At 69.7% G+C, this 26,535-nt stretch carries 26 protein-coding genes; 16 read left to right on the plus strand and 10 right to left on the minus strand.

The genetic code is table 11. The features are described from left to right. Positions 1-5 precede the first annotated feature (5 nt). Positions 6-566: a DUF3043 domain-containing protein gene (locus MHO01S_RS00785; protein ID WP_060958735.1), complete on the minus strand. Its 561-nt coding sequence runs from the start codon at positions 564-566 to the stop codon at positions 6-8. Between the two features lie 77 nt (positions 567-643). Here MHO01S_RS00785 and MHO01S_RS00790 point away from each other — a divergent pair, with 77 nt between their 5' ends. The 6 genes from MHO01S_RS00790 to MHO01S_RS00815 all read left to right on the plus strand — a co-directional run bounded on the left by MHO01S_RS00790 (position 644) and on the right by MHO01S_RS00815 (position 6,570). Next, the gene (locus MHO01S_RS00790) at positions 644-2,047 is read left to right on the plus strand and encodes a dipeptidase (RefSeq protein ID WP_061781715.1); all 1,404 of its coding nucleotides are present in this window, start codon (positions 644-646) and stop codon (positions 2,045-2,047) included. 93 nt (positions 2,048-2,140) lie between these two features. After that, on the plus strand, positions 2,141-2,512 hold the full coding sequence (erpA, locus tag MHO01S_RS00795; protein WP_060958733.1) for an iron-sulfur cluster insertion protein ErpA: 372 nt from the start codon (positions 2,141-2,143) through the stop codon (positions 2,510-2,512). 136 nt (positions 2,513-2,648) lie between these two features. Next, on the plus strand, positions 2,649-3,554 hold the full coding sequence (gene ctaC / locus MHO01S_RS00800; protein WP_060958732.1) for an aa3-type cytochrome oxidase subunit II: 906 nt from the start codon (positions 2,649-2,651) through the stop codon (positions 3,552-3,554). After that, positions 3,554-5,317, plus strand: a complete 1,764-nt coding sequence (gene ctaD / locus MHO01S_RS00805; RefSeq protein WP_060958731.1) for an aa3-type cytochrome oxidase subunit I — start codon at positions 3,554-3,556, stop codon at positions 5,315-5,317. Before ctaC ends, ctaD begins: the two co-directional genes overlap by 1 nt. Next, positions 5,318-5,752: a cytochrome c oxidase subunit 4 gene (locus MHO01S_RS00810; protein WP_060958730.1), complete on the plus strand. Its 435-nt coding sequence runs from the start codon at positions 5,318-5,320 to the stop codon at positions 5,750-5,752. A gap of 20 nt (positions 5,753-5,772) precedes the next feature. Next, a complete protein-coding gene (locus MHO01S_RS00815) occupies positions 5,773-6,570 on the plus strand; it encodes a PP2C family protein-serine/threonine phosphatase (protein WP_061781716.1) in 798 nt (265 codons plus the stop codon). 16 nt (positions 6,571-6,586) lie between these two features. Here MHO01S_RS00815 and MHO01S_RS00820 read toward each other — a convergent pair whose 3' ends face one another. The 5 genes from MHO01S_RS00820 to ctaE all read right to left on the minus strand — a co-directional run bounded on the left by MHO01S_RS00820 (position 6,587) and on the right by ctaE (position 11,504). Further along, a complete protein-coding gene (locus tag MHO01S_RS00820; RefSeq protein ID WP_060958728.1) occupies positions 6,587-7,006 on the minus strand; it encodes a rhodanese-like domain-containing protein in 420 nt (139 codons plus the stop codon). 86 nt (positions 7,007-7,092) lie between these two features. Continuing rightward, positions 7,093-8,916: a cytochrome bc1 complex cytochrome b subunit gene (gene qcrB / locus MHO01S_RS00825; protein ID WP_060958727.1), complete on the minus strand. Its 1,824-nt coding sequence runs from the start codon at positions 8,914-8,916 to the stop codon at positions 7,093-7,095. Beyond that, complete coding sequence (gene qcrA, locus MHO01S_RS00830; RefSeq protein WP_060958726.1) at positions 8,913-9,992, minus strand: cytochrome bc1 complex Rieske iron-sulfur subunit; 1,080 nt, start codon at positions 9,990-9,992, stop codon at positions 8,913-8,915. The genes qcrB and qcrA overlap by 4 nt, the downstream gene beginning before the upstream one ends. Before the next feature lie 46 nt (positions 9,993-10,038). Further along, on the minus strand, positions 10,039-10,839 hold the full coding sequence (gene qcrC, locus MHO01S_RS00835; RefSeq protein ID WP_060958725.1) for a cytochrome bc1 complex diheme cytochrome c subunit: 801 nt from the start codon (positions 10,837-10,839) through the stop codon (positions 10,039-10,041). Between the two features lie 20 nt (positions 10,840-10,859). Continuing rightward, the gene (gene ctaE / locus MHO01S_RS00840; RefSeq protein ID WP_060958724.1) at positions 10,860-11,504 is read right to left on the minus strand and encodes an aa3-type cytochrome oxidase subunit III; all 645 of its coding nucleotides are present in this window, start codon (positions 11,502-11,504) and stop codon (positions 10,860-10,862) included. Positions 11,505-11,625: 121 nt separating this feature from the next. On the opposite strand from ctaE, the gene trpD reads away from it, so the two are divergent. From trpD to MHO01S_RS00855, 3 genes are all read left to right on the plus strand, one after another. Further along, positions 11,626-12,687: an anthranilate phosphoribosyltransferase gene (gene trpD, locus MHO01S_RS00845; protein WP_060958723.1), complete on the plus strand. Its 1,062-nt coding sequence runs from the start codon at positions 11,626-11,628 to the stop codon at positions 12,685-12,687. A 95-nt stretch (positions 12,688-12,782) separates the two neighbouring features. After that, on the plus strand, positions 12,783-13,274 hold the full coding sequence (locus tag MHO01S_RS00850) for a hypothetical protein (protein ID WP_060958722.1): 492 nt from the start codon (positions 12,783-12,785) through the stop codon (positions 13,272-13,274). Positions 13,275-13,345: 71 nt separating this feature from the next. Then, positions 13,346-14,332, plus strand: a complete 987-nt coding sequence (locus tag MHO01S_RS00855) for a PHP domain-containing protein (protein ID WP_061781717.1) — start codon at positions 13,346-13,348, stop codon at positions 14,330-14,332. Between the two features lie 388 nt (positions 14,333-14,720). Here MHO01S_RS00855 and MHO01S_RS00860 read toward each other — a convergent pair whose 3' ends face one another. From MHO01S_RS00860 to MHO01S_RS00870, 3 genes are all read right to left on the minus strand, one after another. Further along, positions 14,721-15,638 carry a 5'-3' exonuclease gene (locus tag MHO01S_RS00860; protein WP_082808014.1) on the minus strand — a complete coding sequence of 306 codons (918 nt, stop codon included), beginning with the start codon at positions 15,636-15,638 and terminating at the stop codon, positions 14,721-14,723. 37 nt (positions 15,639-15,675) lie between these two features. Continuing rightward, entirely contained in the window at positions 15,676-16,161 is a 486-nt protein-coding gene (locus MHO01S_RS00865; protein WP_231734866.1) for a hypothetical protein, read from the minus strand. A gap of 266 nt (positions 16,162-16,427) precedes the next feature. After that, complete coding sequence (locus MHO01S_RS00870) at positions 16,428-16,964, minus strand: hypothetical protein (RefSeq protein WP_060958721.1); 537 nt, start codon at positions 16,962-16,964, stop codon at positions 16,428-16,430. 68 nt (positions 16,965-17,032) lie between these two features. Between MHO01S_RS00870 and MHO01S_RS00875 the strand changes: the two genes are divergently transcribed. From MHO01S_RS00875 to coaE, 6 genes are all read left to right on the plus strand, one after another. Beyond that, on the plus strand, positions 17,033-17,473 hold the full coding sequence (locus tag MHO01S_RS00875; RefSeq protein WP_060958720.1) for a YchJ family protein: 441 nt from the start codon (positions 17,033-17,035) through the stop codon (positions 17,471-17,473). A gap of 2 nt (positions 17,474-17,475) precedes the next feature. After that, positions 17,476-18,489 carry a cation diffusion facilitator family transporter gene (locus MHO01S_RS00880; RefSeq protein WP_060958719.1) on the plus strand — a complete coding sequence of 338 codons (1,014 nt, stop codon included), beginning with the start codon at positions 17,476-17,478 and terminating at the stop codon, positions 18,487-18,489. Between the two features lie 194 nt (positions 18,490-18,683). Then, entirely contained in the window at positions 18,684-20,135 is a 1,452-nt protein-coding gene (rpsA, locus tag MHO01S_RS00885; RefSeq protein ID WP_060958718.1) for a 30S ribosomal protein S1, read from the plus strand. Positions 20,136-20,239: 104 nt separating this feature from the next. Continuing rightward, positions 20,240-21,925, plus strand: a complete 1,686-nt coding sequence (locus MHO01S_RS00890; RefSeq protein WP_060958717.1) for a sensor histidine kinase — start codon at positions 20,240-20,242, stop codon at positions 21,923-21,925. Next, entirely contained in the window at positions 21,922-23,121 is a 1,200-nt protein-coding gene (locus MHO01S_RS00895) for a hypothetical protein (RefSeq protein WP_061781718.1), read from the plus strand. The genes MHO01S_RS00890 and MHO01S_RS00895 overlap by 4 nt, the downstream gene beginning before the upstream one ends. A 2-nt stretch (positions 23,122-23,123) precedes the next feature. Beyond that, on the plus strand, positions 23,124-23,738 hold the full coding sequence (gene coaE / locus MHO01S_RS00900; RefSeq protein WP_060958715.1) for a dephospho-CoA kinase: 615 nt from the start codon (positions 23,124-23,126) through the stop codon (positions 23,736-23,738). Between the two features lie 10 nt (positions 23,739-23,748). On the opposite strand, the gene MHO01S_RS00905 is transcribed toward coaE, so the two are convergent. Beyond that, positions 23,749-24,363 (minus strand): DUF4126 domain-containing protein, encoded by a 615-nt coding sequence (locus tag MHO01S_RS00905; RefSeq protein ID WP_174524646.1) that lies wholly within the window; start codon positions 24,361-24,363, stop codon positions 23,749-23,751. Positions 24,364-24,448: 85 nt separating this feature from the next. On the opposite strand from MHO01S_RS00905, the gene uvrB reads away from it, so the two are divergent. After that, a complete protein-coding gene (uvrB, locus tag MHO01S_RS00910) occupies positions 24,449-26,518 on the plus strand; it encodes an excinuclease ABC subunit UvrB (RefSeq protein WP_060958714.1) in 2,070 nt (689 codons plus the stop codon). The last annotated feature ends 17 nt before the right edge of the window (positions 26,519-26,535 follow it).

Here is a 26,535-nt window from a genome sequence, read left to right on the forward strand (position 1 = left end):
GCACGTCAGGCGGGACGGCCGCCGCGCTTGACCTGCGGCTTCGGCAGACGCATGAAGCGCATCTGGATGGTGCGCATCGCCGCGTACCAGCCGAGGCCCTTCTCGATGCGGTCGCCGAACTTCGCGCGCGCGAGCTTCTTCACCCGGATGCTGGTGATCACCATGTCGATGACGACGAAGAGGATGTAGAGCCACAGGGCCGCGAACCCGTAGTACACGATCGCCGTGTTCGGGATGAGACTGAGCAGGATCACGATGAGCATCAGGGGCATCAGCAGCTCGCCCGCGTGCCAGCCGCCGTCCACGACGTCGCGGACGAACCGGCGCTGCGGGCCCTTGTCGCGGGCCGGGAGATAGCGGTCCTCCCCGTTGGCCATGCCGATCCGCGCCTTCTCCCGCTGCGTGGCGAGCTCGGCCTTCGCGCGGGCGCGCGCTTCCTTCGTGTCGGCGACGAGAGGGCGCTTGCGGGCCGCCTCCCGCTCGGCGCGCGACGGCGTCGGGCGGTTCTTGCCGGGACCGGTGGGGACGTCTGCGGCGGCGTCGGGGGCGGCGGGGTTCTTGGCCACGATGTGGATCCTCGTTGTCTTCACGGGTGGTGCGCACGCACGTGGATGCGCGAGAGCTGCCCCCTAAGATTACCCGCATGAGTTCGGACCTGTCCCGCCGTCACGCCGTCCGCGACGCCGCCGAAGCGGCCGTCCCCGCCGCCCTCGCCGATCTGGGGCGCCTCGTGCGGATCCCCTCCGTCGCCTTCCCGGGTTTCGATCGTGCGGAGGTGGCGCGCAGCGCGGAGGCCGTCAAGGAGCTCCTCGACGACCTGGGCATCTTCGACCGCGTCGAGGTCAAGACCGCCGTGGTCCCCGAGACGGGCATCGAGGGGATGCCGGCCGTGCTCGCCTCCCGCGCGGCGCGCAACGGCCGCCCCACGATCCTGCTCTACGCCCACCACGACGTGCAGCCCGTGGGCGACGAGACGCTGTGGGAGACGGCGCCGTTCGAGCCGACGGTGCGCGGTGGACGCCTCTACGGGCGGGGCGCCGCCGACGACAAGGCCGGGATCATGGCCCACGTCGGTGCGCTCCGCGCGCTCGTGGAGGTCCTGGGCGATGACGTCGACCTCGGCGTCAACCTGTTCATCGAAGGCGAGGAGGAGGCCGGCTCCGCGTCGTTCGCGGCGTTCCTCCGCGAGAACGCCGACGCGCTGCGCGCCGACGTCATCGTCGTCGCCGATTCCGGCAACTGGGACGCCGTCACACCGGCGCTCACCGTCTCGTTGCGCGGCAACGCCCGCTTCACCCTCACGGTGCGCACCCTCGAGCACGCCTCGCACTCGGGCATGTTCGGCGGAGCCGTGCCCGATGCGATGCTCGCGACGATCACGCTGCTGTCGACCCTCTGGGACGGCGACGGCGCCGTCGCCGTGGCGGGCCTGGCGGAGAGGGATGCCGCGACGCCGGAGTACACGGAGGAGACGCTCCGCGACGAGGCCGGCCTGCCCGACGGCGTGTGCCCGATCGGGCGGGGGACGATCCTCAGCCGGATCTGGAACAAGCCGTCCATCACGGTGACCGGCATCGACGCGCCGAGCGTGAAGAACGCGTCGAACACGCTGGCGCCGGAGGTTTCGGTGGTCATCAGCATGCGCGTCGCCCCCGGCCAGCCCGCACGGGAGGCGTACGCCGCGCTGGAGGCCCATCTGCGCGCGCACGCGCCGTTCGGTGCGGAGCTGACGTTCCGCGACGTCGACTGCGGCGACGCCTTCCTCGTCGACACGAGCGGCTCCGCGGTCACCGCGGCGCGCACCGCCCTGCGCGAGGGCTACGGCGTCGAGCCGGTCGACATCGGCATCGGCGGGTCGATCCCGTTCATCGCCGACCTGGTGCGCGAGTTCCCCGGCGCCGAGATCCTGGTGACCGGCGTCGAGGACCCCCACGCGCGTGCGCACAGCCCCAATGAGTCGCTGCACCTGGACACGTTCCGCCGCGCGCTCGTGTCGGAGGCGCTGCTGCTGGAGGAACTGGACGGCCGGACGGCAGCGGAGGGCTGAGCCGGACCGGGCCCCGGTCGGCTCCCGCGGCGTAGAATCGAGCAGACCCGCCGTCTCATCACGGCTTCGATCACCGAGGTTCCGGAGAGTGCCATGACCGACATCGCCACGAACGCCCCCGCCACCGCCACCGAGGCCGCCCACGGCGTGCTGCTCACGGATGCCGCGGCCGACAAGGTCAAGAGCCTCTTGCAGCAGGAGGGACGCGACGACCTGCGTCTGCGCGTCGCCGTGCAGCCCGGCGGCTGCTCCGGCCTCATCTACCAGCTCTACTTCGACGAGCGCTTCCTCGACGGCGACCAGGCCGTCGACTTCGACGGTGTCGAGGTCATCGTCGACGACATGTCGGTGCCGTATCTCGACGGCGCGACGATCGACTTCAAGGACACCATCTCGGAGCAGGGTTTCACGATCGACAACCCCAACGCGGCCGGCAGCTGCGCGTGCGGTGACAGCTTCCACTGAGTCCTGACGTCGGCGCAGATCAGGCCGGGAAAACCCCTCCGATAGTGGCAGACATCCTGGGCGGATGGCCTGAATCGTGTGGGAGGTTGCCCTAGACTGAACGGTGTTCGACCTTCATGACCCCGAAAGGTGCACCGTGCGCGTCAAACGCCGACTCCGGCTCGCCGTCATCCCGATCGGGATCGCCTCGGCGATCGCCCTCGCGGGATGCACTCCCACCGAGCTGAACGGCTTCCTGCCGGGTTTCACCGACGATGGAACGCAGGCCACGAACCACACCGAGATGGTGTCGGGGCTGTGGGTCAACTCGTGGATCGTCCTCCTCGCCGTCGGTGTGATCACCTGGGCCCTCATGGGATGGGCGGCCATCGCGTACCGTCGCCGTCGCGGCCAGCGGGGTCTGCCGGTGCAGCTGCGCTACAACATGCCGGTCGAGATCTTCTACACGGTCGTCCCGCTGATCCTCGTGCTCGGCTTCTTCGCCTTCACCGCCCGTGACCAGGCGATCCTGGAGACCCAGTACGACAACCCCGACGTGTGCGTCACCGCGATCGGCAAGCAGTGGGCGTGGGACTTCCAGTACAACGACGACACGGCCGACTGCCAGGCCGGCGACGACGCCGTCTGGACCATGGGCGTCCAGGCGCAGACCGACGCCAAGGGTGACATCACCAGCGAACTGCCGACCCTCGTCCTCCCGGTCAACGAGACGGTCAAGCTCAAGCTGACCTCGCGCGACGTGATCCACTCGTTCTGGATCATCGACTTCCTGTACAAGAAGGACATGTACATCGGGAAGGACAACTACTGGTCCTTCACGCCGACGCGTGTCGGCGAGTACGACGGCAAGTGCGCCGAGCTCTGCGGCCAGTACCACTCGATGATGCTCTTCAAGGTGAAGGTCGTCGAGCCGGCCGAGTACCAGGAGTACCTGGCGGGTCTGCGCGCTGCCGGACAGACCGGTGACATCAACAAGGCCTACGACCGGCTCCAGAACTTCCCGGGTACGGGCGCCTCCACCGAAGCCGAGGGAGAACACTGATGGCGACGACGCTTCCTCTCCAGGGTGAGACCTCCTCTCGCCCGACCACTCTGCCCCCGCGTCAGGCCGCGCTCATGAGCTCGACCCGCGTGGAGCAGAAGGGCAACATCATCGTCAAGTGGATCACCTCCACTGACCACAAGACGATCGGGTACATGTACCTCATCGCCTCGGTGATCTTCTTCCTCCTCGGCGGCGTGATGGCCCTCATCATCCGCGCGGAGCTGTTCGAGCCGGGCATGCAGATCCTTCCCACGAAGGAGCAGTACAACCAGCTCTTCACGATGCACGGCACGATCATGCTGCTGATGTTCGCGACGCCCCTGTTCGCGGGCTTCGCCAACGCGATCCTGCCGCTGCAGATCGGTGCCCCCGACGTGGCCTTCCCGCGTCTGAACGCCTTCGCGCTGTGGCTGTTCATCTTCGGTTCGGTCATCGCCGTCGCGGGCTTCCTCACGCCGCAGGGCGCCGCCGCCTTCGGATGGTTCGCCTACCAGCCGCTCGCCGGCGCGACGTTCTCCCCGGGTGCCGGAGGAAACCTCTGGATGCTGGGGCTCGGCATGTCCGGCTTCGGCACGATCCTCGGCGCCGTGAACTTCATCACGACGATCATCACGATGCGCGCGCCCGGCATGACGATGTGGCGTCTGCCGATCTTCTCGTGGAACACGCTGGTCACCAGCATCCTGATTCTGATGGCCTTCCCGGTGCTCGCCGCGGCGATCCTGGCGGCCGCGGCCGACCGCGTGCTCGGTGCGCACATCTACGACCCGGCCAACGGCGGCGTGCTCCTGTGGCAGCACCTCTTCTGGTTCTTCGGCCACCCCGAGGTGTACATCATCGCCCTGCCGTTCTTCGGCATCGTCTCCGAGATCTTCCCGGTGTTCAGCCGCAAGCCGATCTTCGGATACAAGACCCTGGTCTACGCGACGATCGCGATCGCGGCCCTGTCGGTGTCGGTGTGGGCTCACCACATGTACGTCACGGGTTCCGTGCTCCTGCCCTTCTTCGCGCTGATGACGATGCTGATCGCGGTTCCCACCGGCGTGAAGATCTTCAACTGGATCGGCACGCTCTGGCGCGGCTCGGTCACGTTCGAGACGCCCATGGTGTTCTCGCTCGGCTTCCTCGTCTCGTTCGTCTTCGGTGGCCTCACCGGCGTCATCCTCGCCTCGCCGCCGCTGGACTTCCACCTCTCCGACTCGTACTTCGTCGTCGCCCACTTCCACTACGTCGTCTTCGGCACGGTCGTGTTCGCGATGTTCGCCGGCTTCTACTTCTGGTGGCCGAAGTGGACGGGTCGCATGCTCAACGAGCGGCTCGGCATGGTGCACTTCTGGATGCTGTTCATCGGCTTCCACATGACCTTCCTCATCCAGCACTGGCTGGGCGTCGACGGCATGGTCCGCCGCTACGCCGACTACTCGGCCGCCGACGGCTGGACGTGGCAGAACCAGGTGTCCACCATCGGCGCCATGATCCTCGGTGCGTCGATGATCCCGTTCTTCCTCAACGTGTGGCTGACCTCCCGCAAGGCGCCGCGCGTGACCGTGAACGACCCGTGGGGCTACGGCGGCTCGCTCGAGTGGGCCACCAGCTGCCCGCCGCCGCGTCACAACTTCACGTCGATCCCGCGGATCCGCAGCGAGCGTCCCGCGTTCGACCTCAACCACCCCGAGGCCGCGTTGCCCGTGGGCGTGGGACCGGCGAAGGACGCGCCCGATGCGCCCGTCGTCGACGTGGCCGAGGGGAAGGTCAAGTAAGTGAAGACCAACGTCAACCTCTGGTGGATCCTCTCCGGGTTCTTCCTGCTCTGCTTCGCCCTCTACACGGGGTGGAACATCATCGAGCACTCCGATCGTCCGTGGTTCCACGCGATCGAGTGGGTCGGCAGCGTCGCGCTGCTGTTCACGGTCTTCATGGCGGCGATGATCGGCTTCTACGTCGACCGGGTGCACCGCGCCCAGGGCGGCGAGCTCCCCGAGGACTCGCTGACGGCCGACATCGACGACGGCGACCCCGAGATGGGTGAGTTCAGCCCGTGGTCGTGGTGGCCGCTCGTGCTCGCCTTCTCGGCGGCCCTCGGCATCCTCGGCCTCGCGGTGGGCACGTTCCTCCTTCCCATCGGTCTCGGCGTCTTCGTCATCGCGATCGTGGGCTGGGTGTTCGAGTACTACCGCGGGTACTTCGCGCGCTGAGCGGCGACGCCACGTCGGCCGTGACGGCTCTCTCCCTGCGGGCCGGCGTCTCCAGCGACGTCGGCGGATACCGCGACGCCAATCAGGACGCCGCCTTCGTCGCCTCCTGGGGCGTGGGCGTCGCGGACGGCGTGGGCGGGGGCCCGGCGGGCGATCTCGCCTCCGCCGCGTTCCTGCACCGGCTCGTGGCGGGCGGGGCGATCCTCGAGGATGCCGACGAGCTCACGGCTCGCGTGCGGATCGCGAACTGGGACCTCGGTGCACATGTGCGGCGCGATCCCTCGCTGGCCGGGATGGCGACCACCTTCACGGGTCTGTGGTTCGGCCGCGGCGGGGCGCTGCTGCTCGCGCACACGGGCGACTCCCGCGGCTACCTGCTCCGCGAGGGGCACCTCATCCGTCAGACACGCGACGACTCCTTCGTCCAGGTGCTGGTGGACCAGGGGATCGTGCGCGAAGAGGATGCGATGACGCACCCGCGCCGCAACATCATCACGGCATCCCTGCGCGGTGAGCCCTCCGATCTCGTCCGTGTCAGTGAGCGCATCGCCGTGCGAGGAGATCGCTGGCTGCTGTGCAGTGACGGCGTCAGCGACTATCTCCCGGACGATGCGATCGCCGACATCCTCCGCACCGTGACGCGTCCTCAGACGGCCGCCGAGACGGTGGTCGCGGCATCCCTTCAGGCCGGCTCCCGCGACAACGTCACGGCCGTCGTCGCCGACGTCGCGAACGGCGCACCCCGCGGCGAGCGTCCGAGCTTCGCGGGCGCCGCCGCCGATCGGTTCGCGGAGGGCATCGACACCCTCGCCGGGTGAGCGCCGTCGTCCCGGGTCAGTCGGAGGCGGGGCGCACCACCATGACCTGGGCGTCGAACACGCGGGGGAGCGGGCCCTGAGCGCCCTGGGCGGGCAGTCCTTCGCGCACCCAGTACTCGTAGCCGCCGATCATCTCGCGCACCTGGTATCCGAGGCGCGCGAACGCGACCGCGCCTTTCGCGCCGGCGTTGCACCCCGGGCTCCAGCAGTAGACCACGACGGGGGTGTCGAGCGGGATCTCGCGGGGTGCACGCGCCTCGATCTCCCGGTAGGGCATGTGCAGCGCGCCGACCGCGTGACCCTGCTCCCAGGCTTCTGCTCCGCGCACGTCGACGAGCACGAACTGCTCGCCGGCCTTCTGCGCGGCGTAGACGTCGGAGGGGTCGGTCTCGTGGGCGAGCTTCGCCGAGAAGTAGGCGAGGGTGTCATCGGTCATGGCGTCGACGCTACGGCAACGACGAAGCGGCGAGGAGGACCGGAACGGTCACTCCTCGCCGCTTGACTGCCAGCGTGCGGCGGACGTCAGTCCTTCGCGTCCTTCGCCTCGTCATCGGGGACGATCACGTTCGACGGACGCACGGCCGTCTCGCTGTTGTGGCCGTCGTCGATCGGGTGGTGCGGCGCGTCGGGCACTCCGGCACGCTCGTGCATGCCCTGGATCTCCGCGTCCTCTTCGGTGGCGATGTGGTCCAGCGTGTGGTGCTGGTGCGCGCGCGCCGCCTCGAGCTCACTCTGGGTGACGGGGGAGAGGCGGTCCTCGAAGAACCACCGCGACAGCGAGGCGCGGAAGTTCTCGTGCCACGGGATGCGTCCCTGGTCGTTGGGACGCACGACGAGCGGCTCGTTCGTCTCGAAGTCGACGAGCTTGACGACCTCGTACTGGTCGACGGGCTGGTGCACCTCGATGTACTCGCCGCCCGGAAGGCGCACGATGCGTCCGGACTCGTACCCGTGGAGCGCGATCTCGCGGTCCTTCTTCTGCAGCGCGATGCAGATGCGCTTGGTGATGAAGTATGCGAGGACGGGCCCGACGAACAGCAGCGCCTGGAGGGTGTGGATGACGCCCTCCATCGTGAGCCAGAAGTGGGTCGCGATGATGTCCGAGGATGCCGCGGCCCACAGCACCGCGTAGAAGGTCACGCCGGCGGCGCCGATCGCCGTGCGGGTGGCCGCGTTGCGCGGACGCTGTGCGATGTGGTGCTCGCGCTTGTCGCCCGTGATCCACGCCTCGATGAAGGGGTAGATCGCGACGAGCACGATGAACAGGCCGAGGGTGACCAGCGGGATCAGGATGTTGAACGACCAGGTGCGGTCCCAGAACACGGCCTCGAGGTGCGGGGGCACCAGACGCAGCGCGCCGTCGGCGAAGCCGATGTACCAGTCGGGCTGGGTGCCGGCGGAGACCGGCGACGGGTCGTACGGTCCGTAGTTCCAGATCGGGTTGATCGTGAACAGCGACGCGATCAGGACGATCACACCGAACGTGATGAAGAAGAAGCCGCCCATCTTGGACATGTACACCGGCATCATCGGGTAGCCGACGACGTTGCTGTTCGTGCGACCGGGGCCGGCGAACTGGGTGTGCTTGTTCACGATCATGAGCATGAGGTGCACCGCCAGCAGGGCGACCAGGATGGCCGGCAGGAGCAGGATGTGCAGCGTGTACAGGCGGCCGACGATCTGCGTGCCGGGGAACTCGCCGCCGAAGAGCAGGAACGAGGTCCACGTGCCGATGACGGGGATGCCCTTGACCATGCCGTCGATGATGCGCAGGCCGTTGCCCGAGAGCAGGTCGTCCGGCAGCGAGTACCCGGTGAAGCCCTCGGCCATCGCGAGGATGAAGAGGACGAAACCGATGAGCCAGTTCAGCTCGCGCGGCTTGCGGAAGGCGCCGGTGAAGAACACGCGCAGCATGTGCACGCCGATGCCCGCCACGAACACCAGGGCCGCCCAGTGGTGGATCTGGCGCACCAGCAGGCCACCGCGGATGTCGAACGACAGGCGCAGCGTCGAATCCAGCGCCGCCGACATCTCGACGCCGCGCAGCGGCAGGAAGGCGCCGTTGTAGTGGGTCTCGACCATCGAGGCCTGGAAGAAGAACGTCAGGAACGTGCCGGACAGCAGCACGACGACGAAGCTCCACAGCGCGATCTCGCCGAGCATGAACGACCAGTGGTCGGGGAAGATCTTGCGGCCGAGCTCCTTGACGAGACCCGAGATGCTCGTGCGCTCGTCGATGTAGTTCGCCGCGCCGGCCACGAAACGGCCGCCCAGCGGCGTCGCGTCGCGGGTCGCCTGGGGCTGGCTGGTGTCAGGGCCTGTCTCGGTGACAGTCGCGGTGCTCAATGGCGCTCCCAGAAGCTCGGGCCGACGGGTTCGGTGAAGTCGCTCTGCGCGACGAGGTAGCCCTCCGCATCCACCGCGATGGGCAGCTGCGGCAGCGGGCGGGCCGCCGGGCCGAAGATGACCGCGGCACCGTGCGTCACATCGAACTGCGACTGGTGGCACGGGCAGAGGAGGTGGTGGGTCTGCTGCTCGTAGAGGGCCACGGGGCAGCCGACGTGCGTGCAGACCTTGGAGTACGCGACGATGCCGTTGTACGACCAGTCCTTGCGGTCCTCGGCCTCGACGAGCTGCTCGGGCAGCAGACGCATGAGCAGGACGATCGCCTTGGCCTTCTGCTCGAGGTAGCCGTCGTGGTGGCTCAGGTCTGCGAGCGACTGCGGGATCACGTGCACGGCCGAGCCCAGCGTCAGGTCGGCGGCGCGGATCGGCTCGCCCGTCGGGTCGTGGGCGAGGCGCTCGCCCTTCTTCCACATGGTGTGGCTCAGCAGGGCCACCGGGTCACCGGCATCCGGGTGCGCCGTGCTGGACTCGGGAGCGAGGCCGCGGAAGAGCGTGATGCCGGGGAGCACGGAGGCCACGAGGGCGGCGATCAGCGAACCGCGGATGGCGGTGCGACGCCCGAAGCCGGACTCCTCGTTCGCCTCGCGGAACGCCTGGACGGCGCCTTCGCGGGTGACGTCGCGGCCGCGCGTCGCGTGGCGAGGCTCGATGTACTCCTTGTCGCTCATCACGGCCTTGGACCAGTGGATCGCGCCGATGCCGATGGCCAGCAGCGCGAGCGCGATGCCCAGACCGATGAAGAGGTTGTTGTGGCGGATGTCGATGATCCGGCCGCTCTCGATCGGGAACAGCATGTAGGCGGCGACCGCCCAGATGCTCCCCGCGAGCGAGAGGTAGAACAGGGTGTAGACCGTGCGGACGGCGCGCTGCATCGCGGCCGGATCCTTGTCGGTGATGCGCTCCCGGTGAGGCGGGAGGCCCGGGTTCTGCACGGGGTCGGGGACGGCGACGGCGAGCCCGGGGGAGGGCTTCCATGAAGCCCTCTCGTGCTCGAGTGCGTCTTCCTCGTGTGCCATGTCTCGTCCGTTCCCTACGTCAGTGCCGTTGTCCACGTATGCCCGATCAGTTCGACTTCGCCGTGATCCACACGGTGATGCCGATGAGGGCGCCGATGCCGAAGATCCAGATGAACAGACCCTCCGAGACCGGGCCGAGCGAGCCGAGGTTGAAGCCGCCGGCCGACTCGTTCTCCTGCAGGTACATCAGCGAGGAGATGATGTCGCGCTTCTCGTCGTCGGTGATGGTCATGTTGTTGAAGACCGGCATGTTCTGCGGGCCGGTGACCATCGCGGCGTAGATGTGCAGCGGGCTGGTCTTGGTGAGGGCCGGGGCGTACTTGCCCTCGGTGAGCGCACCGCCGGCCGCGGCGACGTTGTGGCACATCGCGCAGTTGATGCGGAACAGCTCGGCGCCGTTGGCGACGTCGCCCTGGCCGTCGAGGATCCGCTCGTCGGGATAGGTCGGGCCGGGAGCGACCGACTGGACCCACGCGGCGATCGCGCGGATCTGGTCCTCGGTGAACTGGGCCGGCTTCTGCGGCGCCTGGGGGCCCTGCATCTGCAGGGGCATGCGACCGGTCGACATCTGGAACTCGACGGCGAGCTCACCGACGCCGTAGAGCGACGGGCCGTCGGCCGTCCCCTCCATGTTCAGGCCGTGGCACGTGGCGCAGTTGGCCTGGAACAGCTTCTTGCCGTCGTCGACCGTCAGCGTCGTGGATGCCGACGCCGGCTCGGTCGAGGCCATCGCCGCGGAGGCGCCGGCATAGACGCCGCCGGTGACGAGCAGGCCGATGCCGATGAGCGCGGCGGCAGCCCACTTGCTGCGACGACCGGTCTTCGGGCGGGTGGTCTTGGATGCCATGGAGGAACTCAGCTCCGCTCTCACTTGACGACGTAGATGACGAAGAACAGGACGATCCACACCACGTCGACGAAGTGCCAGTAGTAGGAGACGACGATCGCGGACGTCATCTCCTTGCGTCCGAAGTTCTTGACGGCGTAGGCGCGCCCGATGACGAGGAGGAAGGCCAGCAGACCGCCCGTCACGTGCAGCGCGTGGAAACCGGTGGTGATGTAGAAGGCCGACGCGTACGAGTTCGCGCTGATCGGCAGACCCTCGGCGACGAGCGTCGCGTACTCCCAGACCTGGCCGGAGACGAACACGGCTCCCATGAGGAAGGTGAGGAAGAACCACTCGACCATGCCCCACTGACGGAACTGCCAGAACGAGCCGCGGCGGTAGGGCTGGAAGCGCTCGGCGGCGAACACGCCGGCCTGGGCGGTGAACGACGACAGCACCAGGATCCCCGTGTTCACGGCCGCGAACGGCACGTTGAGGTCTCCGGTGCTCTCGGCCCACAGGTCGGGGGAGGCGTTGCGCAGCGTGAAGTAGATCGCGAACAGACCCGCGAAGAACATGACCTCGCTGCCGAGCCACACGATGGTGCCGACGGCGACCGGATCCGGCCGCTTGACGGAACGCAAGGCTTGGGAATAGGTCGCTGGAGTGGTCGTCACGCTCCCCATTATGGCTGATTCCGGGCCGGGTTTTCGCATCACTGAAGGTGCGTTCGACTTTCGGAGGGATCGGAGGGCGCTTCGCGCGCGCCGGGAGTTCCCTGACAGAGTGCCGATAGGATCGGGGCTCATGGTGGAGCTCTATTCCTGGCCCGAGATCCTCACGGCCGTTCTCGACCGGCGCGACCTCAGTGTGTCGGAATCGACGTGGGCCATGCGGCAGGTGATGCAGGGCTCCGCGACCCCCTCCCAGCTGGGCGGATTCCTCCTCGCGCTGCGGGCGAAGGGCGAGACGGTCGACGAGATCGTCGGGTTCCGCGACGCCATCCTCGAGGCGGCACTGCCGCTTCCGGTGCCGGCGGACGTCCTCGACATCGTGGGAACGGGCGGCGACCGATTCGGCACGGTGAACGTGTCGACGATGTCGGCCATCGTCGCCGCAGCCACCGGCATCCCCGTCGTCAAGCACGGCAATCGCGCCGCCAGCTCGGCATCCGGATCTTCCGATGTGCTGGCCGCGCTCGGGATCGACCTGACGCTGCCGCCGGAGCGGGTGGCGGACGTGCTGGCCGAGGCCGGCATCACGTTCGCATTCGCGTCGGCCTTCCACCCGGGGTTCCGTCACGCGGGCCCGACGCGCGCCGAGCTCGGCGTCCCCACCGTCTTCAATTTCCTCGGGCCCCTCTGCAACCCCGCCCGCGCCGAGGCGAACGCCGTCGGCGTGGCGGCGCTGGACCGCGTGCCGCTCATCACCGGCGTGTTCCAGACGCGCGGCGCGACGGCTCTCGTCTTCCGCGGCGACGACGGGCTGGACGAGCTGACGACGACCGGGCACAGCCGGGTGTGGGAGATCAGCCGCGGCGACATCCACGAACACGATCTCGACCCGCGCGACCTCGGCATCCCGCTCGCCGACATCTCCGACCTCCTGGGCGGCGACGCGCACCACAACGCCGAGGTCGTCCGCCGTGTGCTCGACGGGCAGAAGGGTCCCGTGCGCGACATCGTCCTGCTGAACGCGGCCGCGGGCATCGTCTCGTACGAGCTGTTCCGCGACGCCACGCAGGTGCAGTACCCGATCGTCGAGCGTCTCGCCGCGGCGTGCGCGCGGGCCGCCGCCGCGATCGACGAGGGTGCCGCAGCCGGGGTCCTGGCACGGTGGGTCGAGGCGACCACGCGCACTGTGGACTGACCACAGGGTTTTCTCTGGCTCGTCCTCTGGTTGCCGCGCCGATGTGAGCGATACCGTGAGGCAACGGCCCGGCACCAAAGAGAGGACCCCCAACCATGTCAGAGAACACCGCCACCGCCGACACCCTCGAACCTCCGCAGAAGAAGGTCGGATTCGTCAAGATCGCCGGAATCCTCGGCATCCTCGGCGGAATCGCGCTGATCGTCGTCGGTCTCGTCGTGTGGGTCACGGTCTCGAGCCAGCTGCGCGCCGAGAACATCACCGTCCCCGATGACGCGATCGCCTTCCAGGGCCAGACCGTCCAGGGCCCGTTCACCGCGTACGTGCAGGCCGACATCATCCAGCACCACGCGCTGACGGCCTCCGGCGGCAAGACCTACGCCGAGCTCGACAAGGACGACCCGGTGCGCGCCACGATGATGAACGCGTCGTTCCTGCGGGCGTCGCTGTTCACGTCCGTCGTGTCCTTCGGCGTCGCCGCGTTCGCGATGGGAGTCGGCATCCTGTCGATCCTCTTCGGCGCCGCGCTCACGAGGCTCGCCTCCGTGCCCGTCGTGGTCCGTCGCTCGGCGGTCACGAGAGCCTGATCGATCGATGTCTCCCTCGGAACGGGCCCGCGCAGCGCGCGGGCCCGTTCCGCTGTCATGATGTCTTGCACATGGAGCCCATCGATGCCCTGAGGGAGATCGCGAGCCTGCTCGAGCGCGAGCGGGCCTCGCGCTACCGCTCCGCTGCCTTCCGTGCGGCGGCGGCGGCGATCTCCGATCTCCGCGCGGACGAGCTGGCCGACACCGCCGCCCTGCGCCGCCGGAAGGGGATCGGCGACTCGTCGTTCCGCGTCATCCAGCAGGCGCTGGCCGGGCAGGTGCCCGACTATCTCGCCGAACTGCGGGAACGATTCGCCCCGGCGCGGTCAGCGCTGCGCGCGACACTCCGCGGCGACCTGCACTGCCACTCCGACTGGTCGGACGGCACGACGCCGATCGGCGACATGGTCGACGCGGCGCGGGCCCTCGGTCACGAATATCTCGCGCTGACGGACCACTCGCCACGGCTGCGGGTCGCGAACGGACTGACCGCCGAGCGCCTTCGTACGCAGCTGGCGCAGCTGCCGGCGTACAGCGACGACGACTTCGCGCTGCTCAGCGGCATCGAGGTCGACATCCTCGACGACGGGCGGCTCGACCAGGAGCGCATCCTGTTGCGCAGGCTCGACGTCGTCGTCGCATCGGTGCACTCCGCCCTGCGGATGGAGGCCCCGGCGATGACCCGACGGATGGTGAACGCCGTCTCCAGCGGTGACGTCCACGTGCTCGGTCACGTCACCGGGCGTCTGGTGCGCGGTGACCGCGGCACCCGTCCGCCGTCGGCGTTCGACGCGCGCGCGGTGTTCGCCGCGTGCGCCGCGCACGACGTGGCGGTGGAGATCAACTCCCGGCCCGAGCGCGAGGATCCGCCGGACGGCCTCATCGCGCTCGCGCTGAGCGAGGGGTGCCTGTTCTCCATCGACTCCGACGCGCATGCTCCCGGCCAGCTCGGACTGCTGGACGAGGGCGCGGCGCGCGCCGAGCGTACCGGCGTGCCGCCCGAGCGGATCGTCACGACCTGGCCCCTCCCGCGCCTGCGCGACTGGCTCGACCGCTGAGGGCGGCGCCGCCGGCGGTGCCCGCCGGAGGCGGCCGTGCCCGCCGGGGGCTGCCGTGCCCCGCGGCGTCCGTGACGACCGTCGGATTCGCCGATTGTCGTCGCGGGCTGTCAGTGCCCAGGGGTCGGACCGTCTCAGAAAGTCCGACGAACGTCACCGACGTGCGGGGGTGCGGTCGCGTCGTCGTGTGGTGGCGGCGGCTGCCATGCCCTGCCGAGGCGGCCGTGACGACCGTCGGAATTCCCGGTCGTCACCGCGGGCCGTGGCTGCCCAGGGGTGGGACCGTCGCGGAAAGTCCGACGAACGTCACCGGCGTGCGGTGGTGCGGCGGTGCGGTGGAGCGGTCGCGTCGTCGTGTCGTGGCGGCTGCTGCCACGCAGGGCCGAGGTCAGGCGCGCGCGGCGACCGCGCTCACGGCGCGCGCGAGGGGCGTGCCCAGGTTCCACGCGGCATCCACACGCGCCACCTCCGCCGCATCGGGGGTGCGGAGCCGCGCGTCGACGTCGGGTAGGTCGAGCGTGCGGACCACCTCCACGACGCGCGGGGCGACGGCGACGTAGTCGCCCGCGGCGAGCAGCTTGGCGCGGATGCCGGCGGTGACGCCCTCGCCGGATGCGGCCGCCGCGAGGATGCCCGCGAGGTCGCCGTGGGTGGCGAGGAGGGTGGCGGCGGTCTTCTCCCCGATGCCGGCGACCCCGGGCAGGCCGTCCGAGGCGTCGCCGCGCAGCACCGCGAAGTCGGCGTACTGCTCGGCGAGCACCCCGTACTTCGCTGCCACGGCGGCGCCGTCGAGCACTTCGAGCTTGCTCATGCCGCGTCCGGTGTAGATGACCCGCACGTCCTTGTCGTCGTCGACGAGCTGGAAGAGGTCGCGGTCTCCGCTCACGACGTCGACGGGCCTCGTCGCCTGGGTCGCGTAGCTCGCGATGACGTCGTCCGCTTCGTGATGGGCGTGACCGACGATCGGGATGCCCAGAGCGTCGAGCTCGTCGCGGATCGCGGGGAGCTGGATCGTCAGGGGGTCGGGCACCTCCTCGACATCCGTGCCGCTCTCGACGACTTCGGCGACGCGGTGCGTCTTGTAGGTCGGGATGAGGTCGACCCGCCACTGGGGGCGCCAGTCGTCGTCCCAGCAGGCGATGAGATGCGTGGGCTCGTAGGTCGTCACGAGCTTCGCGATCATGTCGAGGAGTCCGCGTGCGGCGTTGACGGGACGGCCGTCCGGCGCCTTCACCGTGTCGGGCACGCCGTAGAACGCGCGGAAGTAGAGGGACGCGGTGTCGAGGAGCATCAGGCGATCGGCCACGCGCTCATCCTGTCACGCGGTCGCGTCGGCGTCGCGGTCAGCATCCCGGGCCGGTGGGGTTCTCCCCGCAGGTCCGCTCGACCAGGGCGGTCCGCACCTCCACGATCTGCAGCGTCGTGGTGCCCGCCGGGATCTCGAGAAGGCCCGGGACATCCGTCCAGCCCCCGCCGAAGTCCACCTGGGCCGCGTACCGCACGGTCGCGGCGGCCGTATAGGTGCCGCGGGTCGAGTAGGCGTGGCTCGTGTCGGTGGCGCTGAACTGCGCGCGGCCCAGCTGCGCCCACGTGCGGCCGCCCGTGACGGTCTCGCGCACGGTGCCGTCGCCGTGGACGAAGACGTACGACGTCGGTGTGAAACGCACGGTGACGGGCAAGTCGAACAGCACCCCGGTCTGTTCGTGGGCGCCGGCGGAGACCACGAAGTTGACGGGCATGCCGACGATCCCGACGCCGTCGGGCTCGTCGATGAGGGGCGTGGATGCCGGGGCGAACGACGCCACGTCGGCGAGAGTCGGCCCCAGCACGGCGACGGAATAGTTGCCGCGGCACAGGTTGTCGGTGCACGCCGGCGGGGGAGAGGCCGTGCCGCCCGAGTTCCCGCCGTCGCGCGAATCGTCGGGCGAGCCGTGAGAGCCCTCCGACCCGCCCGGACGAGTTGCGCCGACCTCGACGGAAGACCCCGTGTTCGAGATCGATGGGCATGATCCCTGCCAGCCGCTGCCGCATTCGGCGACGCCCGGCACCGCAAGTGACACTGCCAGGGTCAAGCCAGTAGCAACGATGCTCAGTGTCACGAGCACTCGGGGGCCCCTTCTCGTCCGCTAATGCTGGAGATACGGGGCACGGTCGACAAAGTCGCGACGGTGACGCTCAATGGCTGGACCGGTGGCCTATCAGTCGACACCTCAGATTCGCCCGCCGCGTTGATCAAAGTGACTTGGCTTACGTCGGCGCAGACGAGCAGTACGATCGACTCTGCCGCCGACTCAGGGCTGACTTCTAGCCGGGTTATGCGAGTCGCTCCGCCGACCTTCAGCCCCTTCGCCTGCAGAAAGCTGAACTCAGATCGCGCCTTCTCGTTCGCTTCTCCATCGGTCAGTTCGTACACCGGCTCAAAAGTGCGCGGGTCGGCGAGGTCGACGCGATTGAGGGCGTCGACGTAGGCGCGATAGGTCGCCTCGGCGGCGGCGAAGGCCTCCTCGTCCGACGCGAAGCCCGTCGCGGAGGCGCTCGGCGCGGGCGCGGGCTGAGGCGTGCAGCCGCTCATCGCCAGGCCCCAGACGACGGCGAGGGCGACCGCCGCCCCCGCCTGCCGCCGCGTCACCATGCCACCACGCTAGTCACGGCACCGGCCGTCCACCCCGGTTATCCACAGCCGCGCCGTAGAGTCGAGGCATGTCGTTCGGCGCCGTCTCTCCGTCGCACGGGCGCCGCCCGGCGCCGGGATCGCGGTGCGTGTGCGGCAGCGGCGACGCCTTCGCCGCGTGCTGCGGGCCCGTTCTCGATGGCGAGGCCGCGCCGACCGCCGAGGCGCTGATGCGTTCGCGCTACAGCGCGTTCGCGCTCGGCGACGCGGCACACCTGCTGGCCTCCTGGCACCCGGCGACGAGGCCCGATCGGCTCGAACTCGATGCGCAGACCGACTGGCGCGGGCTGGAGATCCTCTCCACGGAGCAGGGGCGTGCGGGCGACACCCGGGGTGTCGTCTCGTTCCGCGCCCGGTGGGCCGATCGGAGCAGCGGGGATCGCGGCGTCCTCGCCGAGACGAGCCGGTTCCGCCGCGTCGACGGACGCTGGACGTACCTCGACGGGGTGGTCGACCGGCGTAGCGTGTGAGCATGACCCCCGCCCGTCCGCCCGGCGCCCGTCCCGCATCGACGGATGCCGGCGCGCCGGAGGGACAGAGCGCGTCGCTGCTCACCGTGCTGATCGCCCTCGGCGCCAACCTCCTCATCGCGATCGCCAAGACCATCGCGGCGATGCTGACCGGCGCGGCGAGCATGCTCGCCGAGGCGGCGCACTCGTGGGCCGACACCGGCAACGAGATCTTCCTGTACGTCGCGGCGCGGAGGTCGGTGCGCCCGCGCGACGCGCGGCATCCCACGGGTTACGGACGCGAGGCGTACGTCTGGTCGCTGTTCGCCGCGTTCGGACTGTTCGCGGTCGGTGCGGGCGTGTCGATCATGCACGGCGTGCAGGAGCTGTTCTCCCCGGAGCCGGCCGGTCTGTTCGGTGTGTCCTACGCCGTGCTGGCCGTCGCCTTCGTCCTCGAGGGGATCTCGTTCCTGCAGGCGCTGCGTCAGTCGCGGCGGCATGCGAAGGAGAGCTCGCAGGACGTCCTCGACTACGTGATGGGAACGTCCGATCCCACGCTGCGGGCGGTGTTCTTCGAGGATGCCGCGGCGCTGATCGGTCTGGTGATCGCCTTCGGCGGCATCCTGCTGCATCAGCTCACCGGGTCGGCGGTCCCCGACGCGATCGGCTCGATCCTCGTCGGCGTCCTGCTGGCGGTCGTCGCGGTCGTGCTGATCCGCCAGAACCGTCGGTTCCTGGTCGGTGTCGCGGTCGATCCACGGGTGCGGGCGGCCGCTCTCCAGCGCCTGCTCGCCCAGCCGGAGATCGCTCAGATCACCTACCTCCACATCGAGTACGTCGGCCCCGGGCGCGTCTTCGTCGTCGCCGCGGTCGATCTGGTCGGCGACATCCCCGAGCACGTCGTGGCGGAGCAGCTCAACGCCATCGAAGACCGGCTCGCCGCCAGCCCGCGCGTCGCGTGGGCCGTGCTGACACTGTCGCGTCCCGGGGCGCCCGCCCTCGATCCCGACCACCCCGCCGACCCGCTGCGCGGCTGAGGCCCGCGACCCGGCGGGAACCCGGTGACTCTGATACCCTGGAGTGTCATTCGTGTGGCCCTGCCGCATGTTCCTGACACGCAATCCCTGACCGACCGCTCCGGCGGCGGCATCCGTTCGTCTTCGTACGGATGCCGCGATGCGATCTTCCGCGTCGGAGCCCGACATCCAACCCAACAAGGACAACCCACTACATGACTACCGCAACGACCGCCCCGGCCACCAAGCAGGTCGCCATCAACGACATCGGATCTGCTGAGGACTTCCTGGCCGCGGTCGAGAAGACCCTGAAGTTCTTCAACGACGGCGACCTCATCGAAGGCACCGTGGTGAAGATCGACCGCGACGAGGTCCTCCTCGACGTCGGGTACAAGACCGAGGGCGTCATCCCCTCGCGCGAGCTCTCGATCAAGCACGACGTCGACCCCAACGAGGTCGTCAAGGTCGGCGACGAGGTCGAAGCCCTCGTTCTCCAGAAGGAGGACAAGGAAGGCCGCCTCATCCTGTCCAAGAAGCGCGCGCAGTACGAGCGTGCGTGGGGCGACGTCGAGAAGATCAAGGAGAACGACGGTGTCGTCACCGGCTCCGTGATCGAGGTCGTCAAGGGTGGTCTGATCGTCGACATCGGCCTGCGCGGCTTCCTGCCCGCGTCGCTCATCGAGCTGCGCCGCGTCCGCGACCTCACGCCGTACCTCGGCCAGGAGATCGAGGCCAAGATCCTCGAGCTCGACAAGAACCGCAACAACGTCGTGCTCTCGCGCCGTGCCCTGCTCGAGCAGACGCAGTCCGAGTCGCGCACCACGTTCCTCAACAACCTGCACAAGGGTCAGGTCCGCAAGGGTGTCGTCTCGTCGATCGTCAACTTCGGTGCGTTCGTCGACCTCGGCGGCGTCGACGGTCTCGTCCACGTCTCCGAGCTGTCCTGGAAGCACATCGAGCACGCCTCCGAGGTCGTCGAGGTGGGCCAGGAGGTCACCGTCGAGATCCTCGAGGTCGACCTCGACCGCGAGCGCGTCTCGCTGTCGCTGAAGGCGACGCAGGAGGACCCGTGGCAGGTCTTCGCCCGTACCCACGCGATCGGTCAGGTCGCTCCGGGCAAGGTCACCAAGCTGGTCCCGTTCGGTGCGTTCGTCCGCGTCGCCGACGGCATCGAGGGCCTCGTGCACATCTCCGAGCTGTCGGGCAAGCACGTCGAGCTCGCCGAGCAGGTCGTCTCCGTCGGTGAAGAGGTCTTCGTCAAGATCATCGACATCGACCTGGAGCGTCGCCGTATCTCGCTGTCGCTCAAGCAGGCCAACGAGTCGGTCGACCCCAACGGCACCGAGTTCGACCCGGCGCTGTACGGCATGGCCACCGAGTACGACGAGAACGGCGAGTACAAGTACCCCGAGGGCTTCGACCCCGAGTCGGGTGCCTGGCTCGAGGGCTTCGACGCCCAGCGCGAGAAGTGGGAGCAGGAGTACGCCGCTGCCCAGGCTCGCTGGGAGGCGCACAAGCTCGCCGTCGCCAAGACGCTCGAGGCCGAGGCCGCCGCTCCCATCGAGTCCGGCTCGTCGTCGTTCTCGTCCGACTCCTCGAACGGCGGCGGCACGCTCGCCGACGACGAGGCTCTCGCGGCTCTCCGCGAGAAGCTGTCGGGTCGCTGAACCGCACCGCATCCGCACAGGGCCGTCGCACCGGAATCGTCCGGGCGGCGGCCCTGCGCCGTCCCCTCCCACCTGACCGCCTCGCTCGGCGGTAACGTCGTCCCATGGCGAACCCCCCTCGCTCCGCCGACGGCCGTATCGGCGGCGAACTGCGCGACCGCGTCGCAGCGAACAACCAGCTGGTGCTCTGCGCCGTCGTCGGCGTGCTGTTCGTCGTCGGCATCGCGACCGGATCCCTGGCGGACGGCGGTCTGTTCGGCGTCGCCGTGCTGCTCGTGGTGCTCGGAGGCGTCGCCGCGCTCGCGGTGCCCTGGTCCCGCCTCCCTCCCGCCGCGGTCGCCGTCATCCCCGTCGTCGACATCGTCGCGATCACGCTGCTGCGCATCTCCGACCCCGCGGCGGCGTTCGGGCTGCTCTGGGTCTTCCCGGCGATGTGGCTGTCGACCCTCGGCAGGCTCGGCTTCGCGGTCGCGGCCCTCGGCATCCCCGCCGTGTACTGGGTGGTGCTCGCGACCGGCTCCTCGTCCAGCGGCACGTACGCGGTCGTGCTCCTGCCGGTCGTCGTCATCGCCGTCAGCGCGGCCAGCTACGCGTCCGCGCGCCGATACAGCGCGCAGCGGAGCCTGCTCGATCGCCAGGCCGTCCGCGTGTCCGCGGCCCACCGGGAGGCGCTCCGGCAGGAGCAGCTCGTCAGCGAAGTGCTCGACACCGTCGACTTCGGCGTGATCCGCCTTGCGGAGAGCGGGGAGGTGGTGCTGGAGAACGATGCGCTCATCCGCTTCGGTCACATCCCCGGCTTCCTGCCCGCCGGCGCCGACGCCGCTGAGGTCCTGGACGAGAAGCTCGCCCCGCTCGTGGCGGAGCAGCATCCGCTGGTGCGACTGCAGCGCCGGGAGTCGTTCGACGACGTCGTGCTCTGGTTCGCCCTCGCCGACGGCAGCCGCCGCGCGATCGCGTTCTCCGGACGCCATCTGACCGACCACAACGGTGCGTCGGCGGGGGCCGTGCTGATCGCCCGCGACGTCACCGCCGAGCGCGACGCCCAGCGGGTGCGCGACGATCTCGTGGCGTCGATCTCACACGAGCTGCGCACTCCGCTGACCTCGATCCTCGGCTACCTGGAGCTCGCGCTCGACGGCGGGGGACTGTCGGAGGAGGCGCGGCGGCAGGTGGAGACCGCGTACCGCAACAGCGAGCGCCTGCTCGGCATCGTCACCGACATCCTCTCGGCCTCGTCGCGCTCGGGCTCGTCGATCGACACGCGGCTGCGTCCGCGCGCCCTCGACATGGCGGACGTCGTCCGCGCGGCGGCGGCCGGGCTGGAGCCCGTCGCGGCCGACCGGTTCGTCACGATCCGCGTCGATCAGGCCGGCTGGGCGGAGGCCTACGCGGATGCGGCCCGCATCCGCCAGGTGGTCGACAACCTCCTCGCCAACGCGATCAAGTTCAATCGCGACGGCGGCACGGTGACCGCGTCGACGTCCACCGACGGCGTGCACACCGTGATCCGTGTCGCCGACACCGGCATCGGCATGACTCCCGAGGCGACCTCCCGCGTCTTCGAGCGGTTCTTCCGCGCGACCCCGAGCGTGCCCGGCAACGGCCTCGGCCTCTCGATCACGCGCAATCTCGTCACGGCCCACGGCGGCACCATCACGGTCGAGTCGACGGCCGGCGAGGGCACCGTGTTCACCGTGGTGCTGCCGGCCACCCGGGACGTCTACGAGCGCGAGGTCGCGGCTCTCGGACTGGCCGGTCAGGACGATTCCGCCGTGGGGGAGCCGCGATGAGCCTCGACCTGTTCAGCGTGACCGTGATGACCGCGATCGTCGCGTCGGTCGCGGGCCTGACCTTCATCCTCGACACCCTCCTGCGCCGTGACACGGGTCCCGGGCGCCTGTGGGCGGTCGCCTTCTTCTGCGGGCTCGCGACGACGGTCGCCTACATGGCGTGGTCGGCGGGGGTGGGCGCCGCGGTGTCGGTCGCCGTCGGCAACACGCTGTTCGTCTGCGTCCCGGGGTTCATGCTGCTCGGCAGCCGGCGGTTCAACGACCGTCCGCTGACCGCGGTGTCGGTGGCGGTCGGGGTGCTGGCGGCGGTGACGTTCGTCGCCGTGCTGATCGAGTACCCCAGCCGTGGCAGCTGGGGCGGCTGGTGGGCGATGGCCGCCGCGCTCGTCGTGCTGTTCGGATGCGGTGCGGCGGAGTCTCTGCGAACGCCCATGCGGGGTCTGCGCAGCGCGTGGGCCCTCTCGGTCGTCCTGGGCCTCGCGGGCGTGTTCTACGCCGTGCGGCTGGTGGTCTTCCTCGCGGCGGGGCCGTACAGCGAGATCTTCTCGCGCTGGCTCGGCTCCATCAGCGCGAACATCGTGACGGTCATCCTCACGATGGTGGCGGCGATCGTGACGTCGGTGCTGCGGTCGCATCGCACCACGCTGCAGCGCTACGAGTGGCTGACGTCGAACGGTGTCGCCGCCGACGGCGTGATGCTGCCACGCACCTTCGCGGGGGCTCTCGCCGACATCGTCGAGCGGGCGTCGTGGCGCCGCGAGGGCATCGCGGTGATCGTGATGCGCGCCGACGGGGTCGACGAGATCGGCGACGCATTCGGCGGCGACGTCGTCGACACGATCTCCGCCGCCTGCCGCCACGCAGCGCGCTCCTACGCGCCGGCCGCGGCCCTGGTCGGCGAGGACGGCGACGGGCAGCTCGTCATCTGCGCACTGGCCGAGTCGACCGCCGACGCGCGCCGCATCGGCGGCGCGCTCTTCCGCGGGCTGATCGACGAGCTCACGGCGCTCGACCACGGGCGCCTCGCGTCGGTCGGCGTCGGGGTCGCGCTGACCCAGGTGCTGGGGCACGATCCCGAGGTGCTCATGACCGCCGCGCGTGAGGCCGCCCTGCGCGCGGCGCAGATCGCCGAGGCGTCGGTGATCGTCGCGGGCGCCGCATCGCCGTCCCCGTCGGCCGGCATGGCATCCTCGTAGTCATGCCTCTCATCGCGCTCACCGGCGGCATCGCGTCGGGCAAATCGACGATCGCCCGTCGGCTCGCCGGCCGCGGCGCCGTCGTCGTGGACGCCGACGCCATCGTGCGCGAGGTGCAGCAGCCCGGATCGGCGGTCCTCGCCGACATCGCGGAGGCGTTCGGTGCGGGCGTGATCGCGGGTGACGGCACGCTGGATCGGCCCGCACTCGGCGCGATCGTGTTCTCCGACCCCGCGGCGCGCGAGCGGCTGAACGCGATCGTCCACCCGGCCGTCAAGGCCGAGTCCGGCCGTCGCTTCGCCGCGGCCCTCGCCGCCGACCCGGCCGCCGTGGTCGTGTACGACGTGCCGCTTCTCGTCGAGGCCCGCGCGGACGATCCCTGGGACCTCGTCGTGGTGGCGCACGCCCCGGCATCCCTGCGGGCGGAGCGCCTGGTGACCCTGCGCGAGCTCCGTCCCGACGAGGCGCGGGCGCGCATCGCGGCGCAGGTCGACGACGAGACACGTCTCGTGGTCGCGGACGTCGTCATCGACACGTCGGGGACACTCGAACAGACGCACGTGCAGACCGACGCGCTGTGGGATCGGCTGACCGACGGGGTCCGCGCGGAGCGCTGACCTCGCGGCCTCACCCGGATGACGCGGGCGCCGCGGCGGCGTGCGGAGTGTGGCGGCGTCGTCGCCGGCGGAGCACGACGATCGCGGTCGCGACGATGCCCACGATCAGCGCCCCGGCGAGCAGCGGCGCGAAGATCGCCGCGAGGATGAGCCCCACCGCGGACACGTCCTCTCCGGCCGAGAGCGCCGGCGCGGCGAGGCCGAAGGTCGCGGCGTTCGCGATCGGCCGTATCGAGGCTTTGAGCGCGTGGATCGCGAGGACGATCACGACACCCACCACGACGGGCACCCAGGCCGTTCCGGCGAACAGCGCGGGGTCGTCCACGCGGACGGTCTCGGCGCTCGCGCCGGCTCCGAAGACGATCCCGCCTGATGCCGGGCGCACGACGGTCTGCAGCACGTCGTTGACGGAGTCGACCGCCGGCACCTTGTCGGCGACGATCTCGACGACCAGCAGGATGCCGGTGATCCAGAGCGCGACATCGCTCGACAGCCACGCCCACGCGGGCGGCAGCTGGAGGATCGACGGGAGGAACCGGTCGATCAGACCCAGGGCGAACAGCGGCATCCACGCGTTCAGGCCCGCCGCCGCGGCGAGGCCCGATCCGACGAGGAACTCCAGCATGGATCCAGGGTACGCGGCGCCGCCGACGCCGACGCCGACGGCGAACGGCGGGCCCGATGTCGGAGGCCGACCGTACGCTGGAGGAATGCAGACCACGCGATCCGTCCGGCCGTTCGAGGTCGTCAGCGAGTACGCGCCCAGCGGCGATCAGCCTCAGGCCATCGCCGACCTGGCCGCGCGCATCAACGCGGGAGAGACCGACGTCGTGCTGCTCGGCGCGACGGGAACCGGCAAGTCGGCGACGACCGCCTGGCTCGTCGAACAGGTGCAGCGGCCGACGCTCGTGCTCGCCCACAACAAGACGCTCGCCGCGCAGCTGGCCAACGAGTTCCGTGAGCTCATGCCGCACAACGCGGTGGAGTACTTCGTCAGCTACTACGACTACTACCAGCCCGAGGCCTACGTCCCGCAGACGGACACGTTCATCGAGAAGGACTCGTCGGTCAACGCCGAGGTGGAGCGGCTGCGCCACTCGACGACGAACGCGCTGCTGAGCCGGCGCGACGTCATCGTCGTCAGCACGGTCTCGTGCATCTACGGCCTCGGGGCGCCCGAGGAGTATCTGCGCGCCATGGTGGCCCTGCAGGTGGGGGAGCGGTACGACCGCGACGCCCTCATCCGCAAGTTCATCGCGATGCAGTACAACCGCAACGACGTCGACTTCTCCCGCGGCAACTTCCGCGTGCGCGGCGACACGATCGAGATCATCCCCGTGTACGAGGAGTACGCCGTCCGCATCGAGCTCTTCGGGGACGAGATCGAGGCGCTGTACATGCTGCACCCGCTGACGGGTGATGTCGTGCAGAAGCTCGACAGCGTGCCGATCTTCCCCGCGTCGCACTACGTCGCCGGCACCGAGACCGTCCACCGGGCGATCGGCACCATCGAATCGGAGCTGGCCGAGCGACTGGCGGAGCTGGAGGGGCAGGGGAAGCTGTTGGAGGCGCAGCGGCTGCGGATGCGGACGACCTTCGACCTCGAGATGCTGCAGCAGCTCGGCTTCTGCTCGGGCATCGAGAACTACTCGCGCCACATGGACGGTCGCGAGCCGGGCGAGCCGCCCCACACCCTCCTCGACTTCTTCCCCGACGACTTCCTGCTCGTCATCGACGAGTCGCACGTGACGGTGCCGCAGATCGGTGCGATGTACGAGGGGGATGCCTCGCGCAAGCGCACGCTCGTCGATCACGGCTTCCGTCTGCCGAGCGCCCTGGACAACCGGCCGTTGCGCTTCGACGAGTTCAAGAACCGTGTCGGACAGACGGTCTACCTCTCGGCGACTCCCGGGCGGTACGAGATGGGCATCGCGGACGGCGTGGTCGAGCAGATCATCCGCCCCACCGGTCTGGTCGATCCGCAGATCATCGTGAAGCCCTCCAAGGGACAGATCGACGATCTCCTGGAGGAGATCCGCCGGCGCGTCGAACGCGACGAACGCGTCCTGGTCACGACGTTGACCAAGAAGATGGCGGAGGAGCTGACCGACTTCCTGGGTGAGCACGGGGTCCGCGTGCGGTACCTGCACTCCGACGTCGACACGTTGCGACGCGTCGAGCTGCTCACGGAGCTGCGGCAGGGCGTGTACGACGTGCTGGTCGGCATCAACCTGCTGCGCGAGGGCCTGGATCTGCCCGAGGTCTCGCTCGTCGCGATCCTCGACGCCGACAAGGAGGGCTTCCTTCGCAGCGGCACGTCGCTCATCCAGACGATCGGACGTGCGGCCCGCAACGTGTCGGGCGAGGTGCACATGTACGCGGACAACATGACCGACTCGATGCGGTTGGCGATCGACGAGACCGAGCGTCGGCGCGAGAAGCAGATCGCCTACAACACGGCGCACGGCATCGACCCGCAGCCGCTGCGCAAGAAGATCGCCGACATCACCGATGTGCTGGCCCGCGAGGCCTCCGACACGAGGGAGATGCTCGCTCGCAAGGGCGGTGGCGGTCGCGCCGGCTCTCCGACGCCGCGCCTGCGGCGCGAAGGCATCGCGGCGGAGGGGGCGATGCAGTTGGAGGCGACCATCGAGGATCTGTCCAACCAGATGCTGGCGGCCGCGGGCGAGCTGAAGTTCGAGCTCGCCGCCCGGTTGCGCGACGAGGTGCAGGACCTCAAGAAGGAGCTGCGCGCGATGGAGCGCGCCGGACACGCCTGAGCGGCACGCCCAGGAAC

Source organism: Microbacterium hominis NBRC 15708, from assembly GCF_001592125.1.
Lineage (GTDB): Bacteria > Actinomycetota > Actinomycetes > Actinomycetales > Microbacteriaceae > Microbacterium > Microbacterium hominis.

What these genes read in the sequence shown, in the direction of transcription:
- MHO01S_RS00790 (WP_061781715.1), top strand. Translation starts at nt 644, where the DNA reads ATGAGTTCGGACCTGTCCCGCCGTCACGCCGTCCGCGACGCCGCCGAA.
- erpA (WP_060958733.1), top strand. Translation starts at nt 2,141, where the DNA reads ATGACCGACATCGCCACGAACGCCCCCGCCACCGCCACCGAGGCCGCC.
- ctaD (WP_060958731.1), top strand. Translation starts at nt 3,554, where the DNA reads ATGGCGACGACGCTTCCTCTCCAGGGTGAGACCTCCTCTCGCCCGACC.
- MHO01S_RS00820 (WP_060958728.1), bottom strand. Translation starts at nt 7,006, where the DNA reads ATGACCGATGACACCCTCGCCTACTTCTCGGCGAAGCTCGCCCACGAG.
- qcrA (WP_060958726.1), bottom strand. Translation starts at nt 9,992, where the DNA reads ATGGCACACGAGGAAGACGCACTCGAGCACGAGAGGGCTTCATGGAAG.
- qcrC (WP_060958725.1), bottom strand. Translation starts at nt 10,839, where the DNA reads ATGGCATCCAAGACCACCCGCCCGAAGACCGGTCGTCGCAGCAAGTGG.
- ctaE (WP_060958724.1), bottom strand. Translation starts at nt 11,504, where the DNA reads ATGGGGAGCGTGACGACCACTCCAGCGACCTATTCCCAAGCCTTGCGT.
- trpD (WP_060958723.1), top strand. Translation starts at nt 11,626, where the DNA reads ATGGTGGAGCTCTATTCCTGGCCCGAGATCCTCACGGCCGTTCTCGAC.
- MHO01S_RS00850 (WP_060958722.1), top strand. Translation starts at nt 12,783, where the DNA reads ATGTCAGAGAACACCGCCACCGCCGACACCCTCGAACCTCCGCAGAAG.
- MHO01S_RS00855 (WP_061781717.1), top strand. Translation starts at nt 13,346, where the DNA reads ATGGAGCCCATCGATGCCCTGAGGGAGATCGCGAGCCTGCTCGAGCGC.
- MHO01S_RS00870 (WP_060958721.1), bottom strand. Translation starts at nt 16,964, where the DNA reads ATGGTGACGCGGCGGCAGGCGGGGGCGGCGGTCGCCCTCGCCGTCGTC.
- MHO01S_RS00875 (WP_060958720.1), top strand. Translation starts at nt 17,033, where the DNA reads ATGTCGTTCGGCGCCGTCTCTCCGTCGCACGGGCGCCGCCCGGCGCCG.
- MHO01S_RS00880 (WP_060958719.1), top strand. Translation starts at nt 17,476, where the DNA reads ATGACCCCCGCCCGTCCGCCCGGCGCCCGTCCCGCATCGACGGATGCC.
- rpsA (WP_060958718.1), top strand. Translation starts at nt 18,684, where the DNA reads ATGACTACCGCAACGACCGCCCCGGCCACCAAGCAGGTCGCCATCAAC.
- MHO01S_RS00890 (WP_060958717.1), top strand. Translation starts at nt 20,240, where the DNA reads ATGGCGAACCCCCCTCGCTCCGCCGACGGCCGTATCGGCGGCGAACTG.
- MHO01S_RS00895 (WP_061781718.1), top strand. Translation starts at nt 21,922, where the DNA reads ATGAGCCTCGACCTGTTCAGCGTGACCGTGATGACCGCGATCGTCGCG.
- coaE (WP_060958715.1), top strand. Translation starts at nt 23,124, where the DNA reads ATGCCTCTCATCGCGCTCACCGGCGGCATCGCGTCGGGCAAATCGACG.
- MHO01S_RS00905 (WP_174524646.1), bottom strand. Translation starts at nt 24,363, where the DNA reads ATGCTGGAGTTCCTCGTCGGATCGGGCCTCGCCGCGGCGGCGGGCCTG.
- uvrB (WP_060958714.1), top strand. Translation starts at nt 24,449, where the DNA reads ATGCAGACCACGCGATCCGTCCGGCCGTTCGAGGTCGTCAGCGAGTAC.